We start from the raw sequence: 19,389 nt of genomic DNA on the forward strand, positions 1-19,389 counted from the left end.
GAATTCTTGTGATCCCATGACTGATTATGTTGATGTACATTTGTAAGGAAAGTATGCTAGAAATTTCTGTAAATTTGACCGCACTTTTTGACGGAGAACAAAATGACGTTAATTGAAAAGCTAAAAAAGATTGAAGACTATGTTTTACAACATTGCCAATATCGTTTTTATTTCGCCAAATCACTATTTGGTATGGCGTTAAGGGCACAATATTATTATTACCCTGAAGATATTTCAGAAGCGACGAAAAATTTGGCTAATCATTTTTTAACGCAAGCAGGCTATGAAGATTTTTATACGCCGCTTGAAGCGCTGATGAGCAAAGCGAATATCACGCCACCTAGTCCTGCGGAGATGATTGAGGGAGGAAATTGGCGATTTTTTGCGATTAAATTCAATTTTTTTTCTCCGCTAAATCCAGCATTGAAAAAATACTATAATACAGAATATGTCACTTTTATTTGCATACCTTGCCAAGATCATGAAGGTCAGGATAGTATGGAATTGCTTTATACCTCACCGACAACGGGCAATCTGTTTAAAGAAATGGGCAATAGCCAATTACTTGATCCAAACTGTGAAGTTGATCAAGCTTATCTTCAATTACTTGAAGAAGCTGTCGATTTTATGTGCGAAAAATTAGATATTGATGCACCAGAACCAACTGACATTACAGAAGCGTTGCATGACTTCACTACTTTATTAAATATTCATGATAAAGAGGAATTTATAAAACGTTATCAACAAATTCAAGAGGCGCCTGAAAAATGCTTACTGGATTTAGTAGAACAAGGCTATGCAGAGGAAGACGATAAACCTGAATTGGCATTTTTGAGTTATCGTTTTTTATTGCAACCAATGTTAGATTCATTTGATACGGATTGGGGCATTGATAATGAAGAATTAAGCGAATATTTATCAAACATCATTGGCAAGAAATTCAAATTGCCCCAAAAAGCCCTCGAACCTTATGAAATTGTCGAACGCTTAGAGAAAAAGAGCGACTATACTTTGTTAAATATTGAAACAGAACAAGATTCATACAGTTTATTTGTCTGTAAACAAAAAGATAAAAAACGTATTTTACAGCTAGCAAGAATGTTAGATTTTGCTATTGTTCCTTTTTAAATAGAAAGAGAGTGATAAACGTCATCTTATTTTTCATATGTTAAAAAGTTGGCTCAAAATGACCGCACTTACGCTGGCACTCGTGTTCTCATGAGTGCTTTTTCATTTTCTCAAGTTAAAGCACCTGTCCCAGATGAGCACTGTCTTTAGGCTGCAGATGAGCGCTGCCGTTAAAAACCTATCAGCCTTTCTATCGTTAAAAAAAGAGTAAATATCATCATGATAATTTACGCAGTAAAAAAAGACTTGTCATTGATCGATATATAGACAATAATTTAGCGCTAATTTAAATGTACCGCATAGCTTAACCGAGTCAGCTTTAGGTATCGCGCACGATCCTATTACAACGGACAAGTCGTTATTAGGATGCCACACCTAGCGCGTGTATTCCGTACAGTCAGTTACTTATAGCATCTTGCAGACTGACGCAAAGACAGGGCTTGAATGCGTATTTTTAGTAATACATGCCTTTATTAACTTTAAAAATTAATATGTTTTTTATGAGAAAAATTTCGTACTTATCATTGTGTGTTATTTCGGCACTTTATAACCAACTGGCAGTTGCTCAAAGCCCACTAAAAAATACAACTGAGCATATTGAACTTGAACCGATCTTTGTAAATACGCTGATTGAGAGCAGAGAAGGTGCGCCACTTAGCGGGCGTTTAATGGCAAGTGAAAAAATTATTCCAGCGTATAGCCTTAAACAACGCGGGAGTAATCTTGGTGATGCGTTATCGAGTGAGCTGGGTATTCATGCTAGTCAATTTGGTGGTGGGGCGTCTGCGCCAGTGATCCGTGGACAAGAAGGTAAGCGGATTAAAGTGCTGAGCAGTGGTAATGAAACCTTGGATATGTCTGCTATGTCGCCTGATCATGCTGTGGCAGTGGATAGTCTATTAGCTAAAAAAGTTGAAATTTTACGTGGTGCAAATACCTTGTTGTATAGTTCAGGCAATGCGGCAGGTGTAGTCAATGTGGTTGATAATAAAATTCCTACCGCCGAGGTTGTCGGAGTTGAGGGCGAAGTCGGCTTAAGAACGGGCAGTGCGGACAATGAACGTCTGGTGAATGTGGCATTAGATGTGGGATTATCAAAACATTTTGCGTTACACCTTGAAGGTTTGCACAAAAAAGCCGGTGATTATCGCACACCTTCTTATCAGTATCAGGGGAGCACGCATCATAAATTGGCAAATAGCTTTGTGGATAATCGAAGTGGCAGTGTTGGACTTTCTTGGGTGGGTGATAAAGGTTATTTAGGTGTTGCGTATAGCCAACGTAAAGACAAATATGGGTTACCTGCGCATTCACATCTCTACGATGAATATTATATGCATGTTTTATTATCCGATGTACATTGGCGTAAGCCCTATCTAAAACATTATCCATTTTTAATGGAAGAAACTGACATTGATTATAATAATCCCGGTATTGATTGTATAAAAAAAGAGTGGCATAGCCATGGGCATCTGTGTAATCACGGTCATGCTCATCACGGAAATGGGCAACATAGTCACGATCATCACGCGCATGCCGATCCGCATATTGCGTTAAATACGCAACGTTGGGATTTGCGTGGCGAATGGAAAAATCCAGTAAAAGGCTTAGATAAAGTCCGTTTTTCGATTGCCAAAGTTGGTTATCGCCACGATGAAAAATCAGGGGCGATCTCAGACAATTCATTTAAAAATAAAGGCTATTCAGCACGTGTTGAATTCCTCCATCAGCCGATTGCGGGCGTCAGTGGGTTAATTGGTTTAAGTCATGTATATCAAGATAGCTATGCGTTAGATAATCATACACTTGAATATCGTAAACAAAATCTCCTTTCTGATCATACTACGGCTCAGCAAAGCCTCTTTTTAATGGAGCATGTTGAATTAGGTAAATGGCAATTTGATATTGGTTGGCGTGTGGAAAAACAACGCATTGCGATGAAATATCATTTTAATGTGCCAAAAGATGAGCGGCCACCGGAAGAACTGACTCGACCACATAAATCGAAAGCCTATTCTTATGCTTTATCGGCAAATTATCAATTAAATGAACGACATCAGTTTAATATGATTGTTTCGCATCAAGAACGTTTGCCAAATGCGCAAGAGCTATATGCGCATGGAAAACATTTAGCCACCAATTCTTTTGAAGCGGGAAATAAAAATCTGACAAAAGAACGCTCGAATAATGTCGAATTAGGTTGGGGGTATACAGGGGAAAAATTAGGGATCAAATTAAGTGGCTACTATCAACAGTTTTCTAACTATATTTATGCCGCCATTTTAAATAACAAAACAAGCTGTCCGTGGCGACCTAATTCCCGTTGTTTACGTTCATTAAGCGATGATTATCCATTACGCTTATATCGCTACAATCAAGCGAAAGCAAAGATTTATGGGCTGGAAGCTGAAGTGAGCTATCAAATTTCCTCAACACACAGTGTGTCCGTTTTTGGTGATTACGTGCGGGGTAAGTTAAAAGACCTTCCGTCTCTCCCGATTGGATATAAATATATCTATAACGAAAATTATGACATGGTTGGTGTACAACCAACGGGCTGGGAAAAACAACCTGATGGTAATGCACCTCGTATGTCACCAATGCGTTTAGGCATAAAATGGAATGCGTATTTTGACAACGGCATAAGTTTCAATACGCAGCTTTATCGAGTCTTTGCACAAAACAAAGTGGCACGACTAGAAACACCAACGAAGGGGCATACCATGTTGAATCTTGGCATGAGTTATGATGGTAAGATGGGCAATAATGAGTATACCTTATTTGCCAATGTGAATAATGTGCTAAATAGTAGAGTCTATAATCATACTTCGTTCTTATCCTATATTCCGCAAAGTGGTCTAGGTCTTAATGTGGGAATGAATTTTAAATTCTAAGGATGAATACGTAAATAAATCGTCTTACTGTAGAGATGTCAAAAACATCGTTTAATTTTAACTAATCTTTCCATGGCGCTCGTGTTCCCACGAGCGCTTTTTTCAGCATTTAAGCGCTGGTCACAGGCGAGCGCTTTCTCATTTTTTAAACCCGAAAGAAAATCCCACTTTCATCTTTTTTCTGCAAAATTTGCCAGCGGTAGACCGCACTTAAGCGTTCGCTTTGCATCACATCTTCTACCTTACCTTGAGCGATAATTTGACCTTGTTGCATTAAAATAATGTGGTCGGCGTAACTGGCAGCGAGATCTAAATCATGTAATACCATGACGGCATTAAATTGGGTCTTATGCTGTTTTAAAAATTGCATAAGACTTTGTTGGTGACGAATATCCAAGTGATTACAAGGTTCATCTAATAAAATCACAGGCGCATTTTGCATTAACGCACGTACGATATTGGCGCGTTGCTGTTCACCACCGGAAAGTTGATTGATCCGTTTATGGCGTAAATGACTGAGTTCAAATTGATCTAATAATAGTGATAAATGTTGTTGATTCACTTTTCTGGCGGAGAAAAGAGTTGGGTTGAATTGTCCTAATTTGACATATTCTTCCACACTTAACGGCATACCATAGCGCCCATTTTGTGCCACAAAGGCTAATTTTCCTGCTCTGATTTGTTCTTGCACGGGGTGTCCGTTGAGGGTGACCTGTGCATTAAAATAGCCTAATAAGGCACGCAATAAGGTGGATTTGCCTGCGCCATTCGGACCAATAATCGCGGTATGTTTGCCCTGTGGAATGGTTAACTGATCAGTTTGTAAAATTACCCGCTCATTTGCCTTTAGGGATAAGGGGTGTAATTCAAAGAGTGCTTGCATACAACGGTTCCTTACACTTTACGTTGTGTTGACTGGATAAAGATCCAGAAGAAGAAAGGACCACCAAGTAAGGCAATCACAATGCCCACAGGCAGATCAATGGGATAAGTGATAAGACGAGAAGCACTATCCACCGCTAATAAAAATACAGCACCCACCCAAGCGGATAATAAAATCAGTTTACGGCGATGCCCGCCGATGACAGTTGTTAAAATATTCGGGATCATCATGCCTAAAAAACCAATAATACCAGATAAAGAAACAGCAGCACCGGTTAATAAAGCGGCTGCAATGACAGTTTGTAAGCGGAGTTTGGATACGGATATACCCATGGTAAAGGCGGTATCTTCACCAAGCATCAAGCAATCAAGCTGGCGACCTAAAATAGCCATCCAAACTAAGCCAATCAACATAATGGCGAAAGGGTAGTAAATAGGGGTAAAGCCGGCTTCTGATAAGCTACCAGCTAACCAAATGGTGGCGCTGCGTAGTACAAGATCATCGGATAAAAATAGGATAAGCCCTACCACAGCGGAACAAAAGGCACTGAGGATAAACCCCATGATTAACAAACCCAACGTACCGCCCCCGAATACGTGATGAGCGAATAATATCACTAAGCAAACTACTAACGCACCGACAAAGGCGGCAAGAGGTACGCCAATGCCAAGGCTTCCAAATGCCAGTACACAAATGACGCCTAACGCGGCACCGCCAGAGGTGCCAATCAAACTGGGATCGGCTAAGGGATTTTCAAATAAGGCTTGCAGCCCGGCACCCGCTGCCGCGAGTGCTGCGCCAACGAGTAAGGCATTGAGAATACGAGGAATGCGGATATCAAAAACGATGGGAGCAAGGGCGTTTGGTGGCTGCCAACCACCAAAGCCCACGCCAGTTGAAAACCAAATCAGTAATACGGTTCCCAATATGGCCAAAAAGACAGACAGTTTTTTCATTCGGAATGCAGATTACTTCGCTAAATCATGTAAACGTTTTAACACTTCAGGGGTGTTTAATCCATAACGTAAGTAATCATTAGCAGACCAGAAATAAATATGACCTGATTTTGCCGCTGGGCTATTGGCAATTTCAGGGCGTTCTAATAATTTTTCTACTCCACCAATCACTTCTTTTTGGTGTTCTGCCACAATAATGACATCTGGTTGTGCCACTAACCAGGCTTCGCGATTAAGTGGCTTAATCCCTTCTACATCTACTGCTGCGTTTACCCCACCTGCGCGACGAATTAATTCATCTGCTGCAGTATGTTTGCCTGCCACTACGCGACCATCATAGGTTAATAAATAACGTTTGCCTGTGCTTGGTAATGCTTGAATACCGGCTTCCCATTGGCTTGCCACTTGGTTTGCTTTGTCTTGCTTACCGATTAATTGACCCACTTCACGAATCGCTTTACCAAAGGCATCAATATGATCTTCGGGTAAAACATTGACAGCCTTTACACCAAGTTGCGTCAGATTATCGAAAATCGTTGCAGGCATTGCCATATAAGAACCTAAGACTAAATCCGGCTTGCTTTGCACAATCGGCTCAACAGCGAGTTTACGATGAATACCAATCACGGCGACTTTTTCTAAGGCAGGGTTCATCGTAGTTTGATCACGTCCCACAATCTTATCTTGAGCGTCTAATGCCACCACAATGTCAGCCACATCAGGCGTCAAAGTAACAATTTTTTGTGCATAGGCAAACGGGGTTAACGCAGATAAAAACAGAAGCGTAAGAAGTTTTTTCATAATCATGTCCTATAATATGAGTTTGACTGTTAATTTCAGTGTGTATTTGGTTTCGCCAGCGATCCGTCAGTCATGACGAGAGTAGGATTGACTCTATCTGAGCGATGTGCATAAACTTCGCCATTCTATACTGTTAACAAAATAATAACAATTATCATTATAAAATTATCTTGTTTTTTCCTTGTGATTATTTGAGGAAAAACGCAATAAAATAGGGGAAAATAAGGCGATAGAACACAAATGAAATGGCGGTGATAAGAGCGTAAAAATAGCCAAACAAGGCTGTTTGGCTATATTGTTTAAGGGATTATTTTTGTTGGTATTGCTGTTTTAGTTTTTCTTTTTGTGTTTCCATTTCAGCATGTAACTTATCCATTTCATTCAATTTTGCTTCAAGCGAAGCCAAATCTTTTTGCGCTTTTTCAAGTGGATTTGCCGTTGCTTTGACCACGAGTTCAAGCATATCTATTGCTACACTATGTGCTGCTTTCGTTTTTTCAGCTAAGAGTAATACATCAGCATCTTTCAGCTGTAATCCATCGAGTTCTGCACTGCTTGTCTGTATTTGAGTCCGTAAATTTGATATTAATGTGTTAATTTCTTCTGGAGATAATTGTTTACCACTTTCTATTTGTGCGACTTTTTGCTGTAAACCATCGACTTCTTTATTCATTCTCTGATCGGTCGTGCTTTGCCATGTTTCAAAGGCTTCATAATCTTTGCGGAATTGCTCTTGTGGGGAGAGGGTGATTTCTGCTTTGGGGGCGGGCTCGGTCGTTTTTGGCGTGTTGCTGGCATTATCACAGGCGATAAGGCTTAAAGCAAAACAGGTAACTAAGCTAAGTTGTGTGATTTTTTTCATCTTGATTTCCTTTTTGAAACGGCAATTGTTGTTTGATTTGTCGTTGCTTGAATTGATTATAAAATATCAAATTATGTTTTAGTAGTGCTTTTTTCAAAAAGCAAAAGAGGTTACCTGTTTATGATTAAATCAGAGAAGCGATGCTTTCAGCTTATTAAGCATTCTGTATATAAGATACTTCATGCTGTCTTTTATCACATGCTGTTGTTCATCTCTTTACGCTTAGGAAAGTGCCAGTCACAATACGCTCTTTTGTGTAAACAAAATGATAAACAACGCTTTTTACGGCGAGCAAGGTAGTTTGAGTTTGCGATTGTGGCATTAGCATAATACATATGCCTGAGTGCGCTGATCGTGTTTAAGTTGAAAAGAAAATTGATAAAAACGGACCGCACTTTTTGCACTGTGCTGTTTTCCTCCATTGTTAAATAGTGCTACTATTGTTCAACTTTTAACAAATTATTGACATTTACTTGCACAATGGATGGGTTACTTTTTAGTTTTTTAAGCATACCGATTATTGCCACATTATTGCCTTTTTTGCCGTTTAATCATTGGACGGTGCGTATTTTTGATTTTCCGCGTTTACAAATTGCGATCCTCAATTTTCTTTGCCTCGTAATAGGTTGGGTCGCTTTGCCGGAACCACGCTGGTTACTGGTCATCTTACAATTATTGAATTTGACATGCATGGGCTATCAAATTTGGGAAATTTTGGCTTATACGCGTTTAACACGTCCGCAAGTCTTACAATATCAAGGCGAACGCGATCAACGTAGTATCTCGTTACTCACGACCAATGTGCTTACCCCAAATCGTCAGGTGCATAAATTATTATCACTCATTGAACAATGGCAACCCGATGTCGTATTAACGCTCGAAACAGATCTGTGGTGGGAGGAAAAGCTGGCTTCGCTCGAAGCGCATTATATTTACACGGTGAAAATCCCGCTTGATAATTTATACGGTATGCATTTATACAGCCGCTTGCCTTTGCGTAATACAGAGATTCGCCATTGGGTACAAGAGGACATTCCTTCCATTTATACGGAGGCATGTTTACCTTCTGGAGAATGGATTCATTTGTATTGTTTGCACCCAATGCCACCGACGCCAACAGAAAGTGCCACCTCAACCCAACGTGATGCCGAGTTGTTGCTTGTGGGACAAGAGATCAGTAACCATAATCAGTCGGTATTGGTGTTTGGCGATTTAAATGATGTCGCATGGTCGACAACGTCACGCTTATTTCAGAAAACCAGTGGTTTATTAGATCCGCGTGTGGGACGAGGATTATACAGTACCTTTCATGCCAAATATCCTTTCTTACGTTGGCCATTGGATCATATCTATCACAGTAATGACTTCATGATGCGTGATATTCGTGTGCTGTCAGAGATTGGCTCTGATCATTTCCCTGTTTATGGCTGTTTTCAATATCATCCTTGTGTTGAGGTTGCGCAACCTGAGCCTGAGGTAGAGGAGACAGATCATGAATTAGCGCAAGAAAAAATTGCTGAGGCAGATCCAGAGAAAAAGGTGATTGCTGAAAAATATTAAATGTAGAGGAAGGTTGAATTGCTGTTTATCTTAAGCTACGTAAAGAAAAATGGCACAGTGTACTGTGCCATTTTGTAGCTTAAGTCAGATTAGCAATCCTGCTTACCAAATTCATCTTGACGTAAAATGTGACGAACACTTTCATCAAATTGGGCTAACACTTGCTCAGCATCTTTTGGATCTTTCCCTTTCGCATCGAGGTAGAACTTGATTTTTGGTTCTGTACCAGATGGGCGTACGATCAAACGACTACCATTTTCAAGAACGAACACTAAAATGTCACTTTGGCGATCGGTTTTGGTGTGATCCAAGAATTGTGCGACTTTGAAACCGCCGATATCGCTTGGTGGATTTTGACGCAGTGCACTCATTAATTTGCCAATTTCAGATAAGTCATCAACACGAATCGAGATTTGTCCACTTACATAAGCACCAAATTCTTGAGTGAATTCATCGGCATAGTCGGCGAGTGTTTTGCCTTGTTTTTTCAAGTAACGTACTAAATCTAAAAACGAAATAGCGGCAGAAATACCGTCTTTATCACGGACTTTGTCTGGGTCAACTAAATAACCTAATGCTTCTTCAAAGCCGAATAATAACCCATCGACTTTACCAATATATTTAAAGCCAGTGAGTGTTTCTTCTGATTGGAAACCGTATTTTTTCGCAATCTCAGCCAGTGCTGGCGAAGAAACTAATGAACAAGCAAGAATGCCTTTTTGTCCTTGTGCATGATATTGTTTCGCTAAGTACCAACCTAAGAAACAACCAACCACATTACCATGCAACGGTTTCCAGTTGCCTTCTGCATCTGGTACTGCGACGGCTAAGCGGTCAGCATCTGGGTCATTGGCAATGATAAATTCGGCATTTTTCTCTTTCGCTACTTTAATGGCTAAGTCTAATGCGCCTTTTTCTTCTGGATTCGGGAAGTTTACTGTTGGGAACGTGCCATCTGGCCACACTTGCTCCGCCACTAAATGTGGTTGTGGTAAACCTGCTTTAGCTAACGTTTTGCTCAATACTTCATAGCCGACACCGTGCATTGCGGTATAGACATAATTAATGTCTGTTTGGGGTTCTTTGGCAAGGCTAGCTGTTTTCGCAATGTAGGCATCAACGACTTCGTCATCCAGTACGATAAAATCTTGGCTACGTGGTAAATCTTTAATGGAGCCAGCCGCCACTTTATCAATCAGTTTAGCGATGTCTTGGTCTGCTGGAGAAACAATTTGACCGCCACCATTGGCTTTACCTAAATAGACTTTATAGCCATTATCTTCTGGAGGGTTATGACTTGCGGTCACCATGACCCCCGCTGTGGTATCAAAATATTTGATCGCATAAGCAAGGACTGGGGTTGGCAATTTACGTGGTAATAAGTAGGCTTTGATGCCTGCGCCAGCCATAATTTCGGCAGTATCGCGTGCAAATACATCTGAATTTTTACGCCCGTCATAGCCAATGACAATAGAAGGGGTTTTATCATAGTCTTTTAAATAATCGGCTAAGCCCCCCGCTGCTTGTGCAACTAACACGCGGTTCATCCCCATTGGTCCGGCTTGTAAACGACCACGTAAGCCTGCAGTACCAAACTGTAAACGACCATCAAAGCGTGCATTTAATTCTGTGCTTGCTTTCGCATCCCCCGTTTTTGCCGCGTCAAGAAGTGCGGTAAGTTCTGCATGTGTTTCAGGATCAGGATCTTGTGCTAACCAATGTTGAGCAAGGGTAAAGATTGACATAAATTCTCCTTAATTTTATTAAAAATTATGCGGTATATAACATAGTTAGACTAGCCGAAAAAAAGCAGAATGAAAATGATCAAACTCAAATTATTTGAACTGAGTCACTTTGCAATCGATTACGTTTTTATTTGTGTGGAAGAGGTAGGCAAAGAAAAGGAAGCGCAGTATAAGAAAAGGGAGACAGAGAGGAGATGATCCTCTCTGTGATGTCGCCTTATAATAACAAGGCGGCACCCCATTTAATGATGTCAAAGAAGAATTTATTTTGGTTAGTCGCAACACCGTCAGGGTTGTGTTTATCTTGGTTAAGTGGATTTTCTTCAGCCATGCCACTTTTATATTGACCTTTGACGACGGCAAGATCGTCTTTTGCTTGCATTCTCAATACACGACATGGTTCTTCTTCTAACGGTTTTTCTTGTCGTTGCTTAAATTTTTTGTATTGTAATATGGCATAACCCATGGACTTTTCATCTGCTTGGATCATTTTGACATATTGTTCGCCAATGATTTCTTCGAGTGGATAGAAAAAGACATATTGCGAATGGATATAGGCGTCTTCTTTGGAAAAATGTTCGCGTTGGATACGGGTTAAATTTGGGTAAATACATTGTTCTACTTGCGTACTGGCGATTGCCCAACGTCTGGCATCTTGATCAGAAAGCTCATAATCAAGATTGGCAAATTCGGCAGGAAATGTCGTAGGTTTTGTAGATAAACATGCCGAGAGCGAAAGCGTTGTCATGAGTAAAATCAATAGTCTTAACATATTACACCTTAAACAGGATAAAAAATTGCGCGCGATTGTAGCAATAATCAGGCAATTAACAAAGTTTTTCATTTCGATATGAGGGCAAAAGTGCGGTGAGTTTTTGCTTTATTTCATAAGGCGTTGACTCCACAACGCCCTGTCTTGTTATTGAATGTGTAATTGCTGTGAATGGTGCGGAATTAACGTCGAACGGTGTCCAACACTGATCACAGTAATCTGAGGCAGTTCATCTTTCAGTAAGCGGTACATCGCATCTTCCAGTCCTTCATCCATGCTGGCAGTGGCTTCATCTAAGAAAACAACAGTAGGTTTATGCAATAAAATGCGAGCAAACGACAGACGTTGTTGTTCACCTAAAGAGAGTACCCGTGTCCAATCATTTTCTTGTTCTAGTTTATCGCTTAAATGCCCGAGTTGTACTTTCGCGAGTATGTCTATAACTTGTTGCTCATTCACGTCTTCAGGCGCCAGTTCAGGATAAAATAGGGCATCAAGTAGGCGACCTTGTGGCAAATAAGGTTTTTGAGAAAGAAACAGAGTATCTTGTTGTGGACGTTGAATTGTCCCACTAGCATAAGGCCATAGTCCCGCAATGGTTCTTAACAAGGTTGTTTTCCCTACACCAGAATGTCCTTGAATTAATAACCATGTACCGAGAGGAAATTGTAGGTTGAGCTTGTCAATTAAGGTTTTTCCTTGCGGGGTCTCTACGTTGAGATCATGAAAACCAATATCATGACGACTTTCTGTGAGCACTAATTTGCTTGGGCGATTAGCCGCTTTAATCGCGCTATGAAAGCCAGTTAAACGATTTAACACCGCACGATAAGCGGCAAAGTCATCATAGGAATTACGGAAAAAAGACAACGAGGATTGTACTCGACCAAAAGCACTGGAGGTTTGCATTAAATCGCCCAGTGTGATTTGTTGACGAAAATAACGTGTCACTTGAATCACCAGCGGAAAAACCACCGAAATCTGCGTAATGATTAAGTTAAAACCGGATAATTTCAAGGTGCGGTAGATTACTTGCCAAACGTTATCAATCACCTGATTAAATTGTGTGGTCAATAGACGTTTTTCCATTTTTTCACCACGATAAAAAGCAATGCTTTCAGCATATTCTTTCAGACGGATAAGTGAATAACGGTAGTTGGCGTTTAAGCGTTCATTGGCAAAATTGAGCTGAATTAACGGGCGACCGATTTTAAATGCCACAATACTGCTAAACAGCACGTAAATAAAGACCAAAAAGACCATCGCGTGAGGAATTTCAATATTGGCAATGGTCATCGGTCCAGAGAGATTCCATAAAATAATGGTAAACGCAATGATTGAAACGATAGAAGAAATTAACCCCGTCGCAAAATCTAAGCTGGTCGACACAAAGGAACTCACGTCTTGTTGAATACGTTGATCGGGGTTATCTAATTGGGCTTCTACATATTGCGTTTTGTAATACGCCTGATTTTCTGTCCATTTATTGAGCATTCTATTGTTGAGCCACATTCGCCAGTGGATCAAAAAACGTTTACTCAAGTAGTAAGTCAGTAGAGCGTTCGTAATACTTGAACTGGCGATCACGGCAAATACCACCATTTGCTGCCAAAAGACGGTTTCATTCATGTCTTGTAATGATTTGTACAACGCGTTGTACCAGTTTGATACCAAAATATCGATACGCACTGAAAGTAAATTGAAAAACACAATAATCATAAAATAAAACAGTGGTAAGAGATTGTGTTTGGGGTGGAAATAGTCTTCCGCCAAAAGCCAAAACTGGCGACCCCATTGCGTGGTTTTTGCCAAGATATAAACGGTGAGAGGAAAGAGTAACGTTGTCAATGAAAGGCTTTTTAGTAACCAAATAAAAGAATCATATAATTCTTGTGACCAATCCATAGCTGTTCCAAATTGAAATAATGTTTAAAAAACAAGCCAGTATTGTTAAAAATTTTGACATTTTTAGCAAGAAAAATGTGATTACGGTTAAATTTTTAGTATTTCTTCAAGTTTTTAAAAAAAGAGATTGCTATAATTCATTTTAGTTATTTTTGTTAAATTTAAAATTGATATAGAGGTTAATATGAGTGATATCGCCATCACGATAAGCCTCCTTGCACTGGTTGCTGTCATTGGGTTGTGGATAGGACATTGGAAGATTCGAGGCGTGGGGTTAGGTATTGGCGGGGTATTATTTGGCGGGATTATTGTCGCCCATTTTACTAACCAATATGGTTTAAAGCTAGATGCACATACGATGCATTTTATTCAAGAGTTTGGTTTAATTTTATTCGTTTATACGATTGGGATTCAGGTGGGACCCGGTTTTTTCGCCTCATTACGTCAATCTGGTCTTAAGTTAAATGGCTTTGCAGCATTAATTGTTTTGCTGGGTTCACTGGCGGTGATTGTGATCCATAAGCTTGCTGATGTGCCATTGGATATTATTCTCGGGATTTATTCAGGTGCGGTGACGAATACGCCGTCGTTAGGGGCAGGGCAACAAATTCTTTCTGAATTAGGGCTTACGCAAACCACGTCAACCATGGGGATGGCGTATGCGATGGCTTACCCATTCGGCATCTGTGGGATTTTACTGAGTATGTGGTTAATCCGCCTATTTTTCCGCATTAAAATTGATGATGAAGCGAAAAATTTCCTGAAAGAAAGTGGGCAAGATAAAGAAACCCTTGGTTCGATAAATGTCAGAGTCACCAATCCGAATTTAGATGGGCTACGTTTAGTGGATATTCCCGGGTTTGATGAAAAAAGAGATGTGGTGTGTACGCGTTTAAAACGGGACGAGCATATTAGTGTGCCGCAAGCCAATACGATTATCCAGAAAGGTGACTTGTTACATTTGGTGGGTGAAATTCCTTTATTGCGTAAAATCAAATTGGTGTTAGGTGAAGAAGTCGATGTGCCTTTATCCAGTTTTACTGGGGATTTACGCTCCGATCGTATTGTGGTCACCAATGAAAAAGTTTTAGGCAAGAAAATTCGCGCGTTAGGTATTCATCAGAAATATGGCGTCGTGATTTCACGATTAAACCGAGCAGGGGTTGAGTTGGTGCCGACAGCGAATACCGCATTACAGTTTGGTGATGTGTTACATGTTGTTGGGCGCAGTGAAGTATTAAACCAAGCGGTTTCAATTCTCGGCAATGCGCAACAAAAATTACAACAAGTCCAAATGTTGCCTGTGTTTATTGGGATTGGTTTAGGGGTATTACTGGGTTCCATTCCTTTCCATATTCCCGGTTTTCCAGTGCCGCTTAAGCTCGGTTTAGCCGGTGGACCATTAGTGGTTGCGTTGATTTTGGCGCGTATCGGGAGCATTGGTAAACTGTATTGGTTTATGCCACCTAGCGCTAACTTAGCATTGCGTGAAATTGGGATCGTGTTATTCCTTGCAGTAGTGGGCTTAAAATCCGGAGGAAATTTTGTTGATACTTTAGTTAATGGAAGTGGGCTAGAATGGATGGTGTATGGGATTTTTATCACCTTTGTACCATTGATGATTGTTGGTATCGTGGCACGCTTATACGCGAAAATGAACTATTTAAGTTTGTGTGGCTTATTGGCGGGTTCGATGACCGATCCGCCAGCACTAGCCTTTGCAAATGCGATTAAAGAGGAAAGTGGCGCATCTGCGTTATCCTACGCAACGGTTTATCCGCTTGTGATGTTCTTACGGATTATTTCGCCTCAACTGTTAGCTATATTGCTGTGGACGTTACTGTAATCAACAAAAAAACCGCACATCAAAGTGCGGTTTTTTTCGTTTCTTTTTTATCGTGTCGAAAGTTGGAAAATCATGGCTTCTGCTTGGCAGCTAAACACAAATTGTGCTTTAAGCAAGGCTCCTTGTTCTACGGCTGAAATATCACTTGTGATTTCGCAAGGATCGCTTTCTGCGGCTTTTGCTTTTTCAGTTAAATAAGCCAGTGCTTCTTCGGCTTGTGCTTGCGAGGCATATACTTGTTCAAATTCTACCGTACAGTCAGAACCATCAATAATAGTACCCACATCAACACAGCAACAGGCTTTGGCTTCTTCTGGATTGCATTTTAATTTACTCATACCTTTTCCTTCTAATTTTGATGAAATATTTAGCACATTTTATCACTGTTCCGCGGGCTCGTAAAATTTAACCCTTGTTTTTGTAAGGTAAAATCAATCATTCACACATCTATCTGACTGGTCTGAACTCTTACTAAATCGAGCAAATACATTTGCACCCCTCTAGATACTTCTTTAGAATCCAAACGTTTTATTACAAATGTTTTATTATACAAATAACTTAAATAACAAAGGTCTCATAATTATGGCGAAAACTAGCAAATTTACTCAAACTCTTCTTGCTTCCGCGTTAGCGGTGGTCGCGGGTAGCGCTTCTGCTGCCGCTTTCCAACTAGCAGAAGTGTCAACATCCGGTTTAGGGCGTGCTTATGCGGGGGAAGCCGCGATTGCAGATAATGCGGCAGTGGTTGCCACGAACCCAGCATTAATGAGCTTATTGAAACAACCTGAAATTTCTGTTGGGGCAATTTATGTGGACCCAAATATTAATTTAACTTCACCAATGCCAGGGTTCGCCTATAAAAATATTGCGCCGAATGCGTTAGTTCCGACAGTGTATGGTGTGTATCCAATTAACGAAAAATTCGCTGTGGGCGGTGGATTGAATGTCAACTATGGTTTAGCCACCGAGTTTGATGACAAATATGCGGGTGGCTTTTTAGGCGGTAAAACCGATTTAACCGCAATTAACTTTAACTTAAGCGGTGCCTATCGTGTTACTGAAAAATTCAGTGTTGGTCTAGGCTTAAACGCAGTGCATGCGAAAGCGAAACTTGAGCGTTATGCGGGTGTAGCGTTAAAATTAAAAGCGCAAGCATTGGCTCAAGCTGGAGTTCAAGGTGCAGAACAACTTGCGAAATTACCAGCGAATACTGTGATTTCAAAGTTACAGGGTGATAAATGGGGCTTTGGCTGGAATGCAGGATTGGTATATGAATTTAATGAGCGTAACCGCATTGGTATCGCCTATCATTCACAAGTGGATATCAATTTTAAAGGACAGTATTCGAATCAATTTCCTTTAGCTCTTGCACCTGCATTAAGTCCTCAAGGTATTACTGCGACAGGTGGCAAAGAAATCCCGGGTACTTTACATTTACCGCTACCGGCTTATTGGGAAATTTCTGGCTATCATAAAATGACCGATCGTTTTGCAATGCACTATAGCTATAAATATACGCAATGGAGCAAATTTAAAGAGTTACGTGCAAAAGGTACGGACGGTAAGACCTTATTTAGCAAAACAGAAGAGTTTCGTGATTCTTCACGTATTGCCCTTGGTGCGAGCTATGATGTAACCGATGCATTAACGGTACGTACGGGTATTGCGTATGATGAAAGTGCTGCAGATGAGCATAACACCATTTCTATTCCAGATACGGATCGTACTTGGTTTAGTGTGGGGGCCACTTACCGCTTTACGCCAAATGTATCTATTGATGCCGGTTTTGCACACTTAAAAGGCAAGAAGAATACCTTTAAAGAAGAAGGGGTTCCATTTACTAGCAAAGCCAGTGCGAACCTTTATGGTTTAAATGTGAATTACCGTTTCTAATTGACAAAAAATCAAGCATAATAAAGCGTACTTCGGTACGCTTTTCTTTTTTAGAGGATGTTATGTCACCTGTTTATTATTGCTATGAGGATTCTCCGGTTGGGCGTTTATTGATGCTGTGTGAAGCGGAGAAACTTACGCATCTTGATTTTGTTGTCACGCAAGTTGCCCCTCGCCCCGATTGGATTTTAGATGAAAATCGACCGCTCTTTTTACAGGTTAAGCAAGCCTTGCGGGACTATTTTGCTGGGAAACGTGTGTGCTTTGACGCGATTCCTTTTGCCCCTAAAGGTACGGCATTTCAGCAACGCGTTTGGTCTGCATTACAACAGTTAGCTTATGGTGAATGCACGACTTATGGCGAGCTGGCTCAACGAATTGGTCAGCCGAAGGCGGTGCGTGCGGTTGGTGGGGCCGTTGGTCGTAATCCAATTAGCATTCTAATCCCTTGTCATCGTGTTTTAGGTAAACAACGTGAATTGACCGGTTTTGGTGGAGGCTTACCCATCAAACGCCATTTGTTGCAATTAGAACAAATTGACTATGTGGATCACGGGGTAGAGTTTGTAAAACCTAAACACCTCAAAAAATATCAGCAAAAATGACCGCACTTTATGACACCTCAAACTGAGCAAGAATTATTACAACGGGCACAGGCGATTGCAGGCTTACGCTTTGCCGATCTGGCACAAAGCCTGCATATGCCGGTTCCACCTGACTTAAAACGAGATAAAGGCTGGGTGGGTATGTTAATTGAAACCGCTCTCGGTGCAACCGCAGGCAGTAAAGCTGAGCAAGATTTTGCGCACTTGGGGATTGAGTTAAAAACGCTCCCGATTAATGCACAGGGGATGCCGTTAGAAACCACTTTTGTCAGCTTAGCGCCCTTAACGCAGAATGTGGGGGTCAGTTGGGAAAACTCACATGTTAGGCATAAACTCAGTAAGGTACTGTGGATTTTAGTTGAAGGGGAAAGACAGATTCCGTTGTCTGAACGGCGTGTTGGGCAGCCGATTTTATGGCAGCCTTCAGCACAGCAAGAATTGCGTTTAAAGCGAGATTGGGAAGAGCTAATGGAATATATTAGCTTAGGCAAGCTTGAGCAGATTAATGCGACCTTAGGCGAGGTGCTACAGCTTCGTCCGAAAGGGGCAAACAGTAAAGCGTTGACCCGTGGAATTGGCAAACACGGTGAAATGATTGATACGTTACCTTTAGGCTTTTATTTACGTAAAACCTTTACTGCGGAAATTTTACAACAATTTTTGCTTGGCACGGGGTAATTGACTTGGTGTCTTTGCACAAAATGATATGATTTATCTCATTTTTATGAAAAAAGGAACAGACTATGTTTGAATGGCTTGCGAGTCCGGAGGCTTGGGTTGCACTTTTTACCTTAGCTGCTTTAGAAATTGTGTTAGGGATTGATAACATCATTTTCATTAGTATTTTGGTTGGGCGTTTACCCGAACATCAACGCCAATCCGGACGCTTGATTGGGCTCGGTTTGGCAATGGGAATGCGAATTTTATTATTGCTTTCTCTCTCTTGGGTCATGTCGTTGACAGCGACCTTATTTACCGTATTAGGGGAGGCGATCTCTGGGCGTGATTTAATTTTATTGATTGGTGGCTTATTCCTAGTAGCAAAAAGTACCCATGAAATTCACCATGCTATGATGCCAGAAGAAGAAAATGAGGAAGAGAAACCAAAAACAGTAAGCTTTTTAGGCATTTTAACGCAGATTGCGATTTTGGATATTGTGTTCTCATTGGATTCGGTGATTACGGCAGTAGGCATGGTAGATCAAGTGGGCGTGATGATTGTGGCGATTGTGATGGCTGTTGGGGTAATGATGTTTGCAGCGAAACCAATCGGGGATTTTGTTGAAACGCATCCAACTTTGAAAGTCCTTGCTCTGTCTTTCTTAATCTTAATTGGTGTGGCATTGATTGGAGAGAGTTTAGATTTCCACATTCCGAAAGGTTATATTTACTTTGCGATGGGCTTCTCCGTGGTGGTTGAAATGATCAACATTAAAATGCGTAAAAAGCTCATTAAAAAACCGAGTGTGTGAGAGAACACAAAAATGGCAAGCCTGAGTCGCTTGCCATATTATTATAGCTAGACAAAGTCTAGCTATA

General features: G+C 40.7%; 16 protein-coding genes. 8 read left to right on the forward strand and 8 right to left on the reverse strand.

What is annotated here, in order from left to right; genetic code table 11:
- The first annotated feature begins 102 nt into the window (after positions 1-102).
- Both CKV69_RS00365 and CKV69_RS00375 read left to right on the forward strand, forming a co-directional pair.
- Entirely contained in the window at positions 103-1,128 is a 1,026-nt protein-coding gene (locus CKV69_RS00365) for a DUF6630 family protein (protein ID WP_014325718.1), read from the forward strand.
- A gap of 500 nt (positions 1,129-1,628) precedes the next feature.
- Positions 1,629-4,022: a TonB-dependent receptor gene (locus CKV69_RS00375; RefSeq protein ID WP_223251324.1), complete on the forward strand. Its 2,394-nt coding sequence runs from the start codon at positions 1,629-1,631 to the stop codon at positions 4,020-4,022.
- Between the two features lie 145 nt (positions 4,023-4,167).
- Here the strand turns inward: CKV69_RS00375 and CKV69_RS00380 are convergent, their stop codons facing one another.
- The 4 genes from CKV69_RS00380 to CKV69_RS00395 all read right to left on the reverse strand — a co-directional run bounded on the left by CKV69_RS00380 (position 4,168) and on the right by CKV69_RS00395 (position 7,524).
- A complete protein-coding gene (locus CKV69_RS00380) occupies positions 4,168-4,905 on the reverse strand; it encodes an ABC transporter ATP-binding protein (RefSeq protein ID WP_005723258.1) in 738 nt (245 codons plus the stop codon).
- 11 nt (positions 4,906-4,916) lie between these two features.
- Complete coding sequence (locus CKV69_RS00385) at positions 4,917-5,861, reverse strand: FecCD family ABC transporter permease (RefSeq protein WP_014325720.1); 945 nt, start codon at positions 5,859-5,861, stop codon at positions 4,917-4,919.
- Between the two features lie 12 nt (positions 5,862-5,873).
- Entirely contained in the window at positions 5,874-6,662 is a 789-nt protein-coding gene (locus CKV69_RS00390; RefSeq protein ID WP_005717426.1) for a heme/hemin ABC transporter substrate-binding protein, read from the reverse strand.
- Positions 6,663-6,969: 307 nt separating this feature from the next.
- Positions 6,970-7,524, reverse strand: coding sequence for a hypothetical protein (locus CKV69_RS00395; protein ID WP_014325721.1), 555 nt, complete (start codon positions 7,522-7,524; stop codon positions 6,970-6,972).
- Positions 7,525-8,004: 480 nt separating this feature from the next.
- Between CKV69_RS00395 and CKV69_RS00400 the strand changes: the two genes are divergently transcribed.
- Positions 8,005-9,084, forward strand: a complete 1,080-nt coding sequence (locus tag CKV69_RS00400; protein WP_014325722.1) for an endonuclease/exonuclease/phosphatase family protein — start codon at positions 8,005-8,007, stop codon at positions 9,082-9,084.
- Between the two features lie 89 nt (positions 9,085-9,173).
- Here the strand turns inward: CKV69_RS00400 and CKV69_RS00405 are convergent, their stop codons facing one another.
- The 3 genes from CKV69_RS00405 to CKV69_RS00415 all read right to left on the reverse strand — a co-directional run bounded on the left by CKV69_RS00405 (position 9,174) and on the right by CKV69_RS00415 (position 13,506).
- Positions 9,174-10,829, reverse strand: coding sequence for a phospho-sugar mutase (locus tag CKV69_RS00405; RefSeq protein ID WP_010907004.1), 1,656 nt, complete (start codon positions 10,827-10,829; stop codon positions 9,174-9,176).
- A 217-nt stretch (positions 10,830-11,046) separates the two neighbouring features.
- Positions 11,047-11,601 (reverse strand): DUF5358 domain-containing protein, encoded by a 555-nt coding sequence (locus CKV69_RS00410; RefSeq protein WP_005723242.1) that lies wholly within the window; start codon positions 11,599-11,601, stop codon positions 11,047-11,049.
- A 147-nt stretch (positions 11,602-11,748) separates the two neighbouring features.
- On the reverse strand, positions 11,749-13,506 hold the full coding sequence (locus CKV69_RS00415; protein ID WP_025248418.1) for an ABC transporter ATP-binding protein/permease: 1,758 nt from the start codon (positions 13,504-13,506) through the stop codon (positions 11,749-11,751).
- A gap of 184 nt (positions 13,507-13,690) precedes the next feature.
- Between CKV69_RS00415 and CKV69_RS00420 the strand changes: the two genes are divergently transcribed.
- On the forward strand, positions 13,691-15,352 hold the full coding sequence (locus CKV69_RS00420) for a putative transporter (RefSeq protein ID WP_005723238.1): 1,662 nt from the start codon (positions 13,691-13,693) through the stop codon (positions 15,350-15,352).
- Between the two features lie 47 nt (positions 15,353-15,399).
- Here the strand turns inward: CKV69_RS00420 and CKV69_RS00425 are convergent, their stop codons facing one another.
- Complete coding sequence (locus tag CKV69_RS00425) at positions 15,400-15,690, reverse strand: YfcZ/YiiS family protein (protein ID WP_005723236.1); 291 nt, start codon at positions 15,688-15,690, stop codon at positions 15,400-15,402.
- 244 nt (positions 15,691-15,934) lie between these two features.
- On the opposite strand from CKV69_RS00425, the gene CKV69_RS00430 reads away from it, so the two are divergent.
- The 4 genes from CKV69_RS00430 to CKV69_RS00445 all read left to right on the forward strand — a co-directional run bounded on the left by CKV69_RS00430 (position 15,935) and on the right by CKV69_RS00445 (position 19,322).
- Positions 15,935-17,245 carry an outer membrane protein transport protein gene (locus CKV69_RS00430; protein ID WP_014325723.1) on the forward strand — a complete coding sequence of 437 codons (1,311 nt, stop codon included), beginning with the start codon at positions 15,935-15,937 and terminating at the stop codon, positions 17,243-17,245.
- A gap of 62 nt (positions 17,246-17,307) precedes the next feature.
- Positions 17,308-17,850: a methylated-DNA--[protein]-cysteine S-methyltransferase gene (locus CKV69_RS00435; protein WP_014325724.1), complete on the forward strand. Its 543-nt coding sequence runs from the start codon at positions 17,308-17,310 to the stop codon at positions 17,848-17,850.
- A 9-nt stretch (positions 17,851-17,859) separates the two neighbouring features.
- A complete protein-coding gene (mutH, locus tag CKV69_RS00440) occupies positions 17,860-18,528 on the forward strand; it encodes a DNA mismatch repair endonuclease MutH (RefSeq protein ID WP_005757181.1) in 669 nt (222 codons plus the stop codon).
- A 65-nt stretch (positions 18,529-18,593) separates the two neighbouring features.
- A complete protein-coding gene (locus CKV69_RS00445; protein WP_005717387.1) occupies positions 18,594-19,322 on the forward strand; it encodes a TerC family protein in 729 nt (242 codons plus the stop codon).
- Positions 19,323-19,389 lie beyond the last annotated feature (67 nt).

The organism is Pasteurella multocida (assembly GCF_900187275.1).
Classification (GTDB): domain Bacteria; phylum Pseudomonadota; class Gammaproteobacteria; order Enterobacterales; family Pasteurellaceae; genus Pasteurella; species Pasteurella multocida.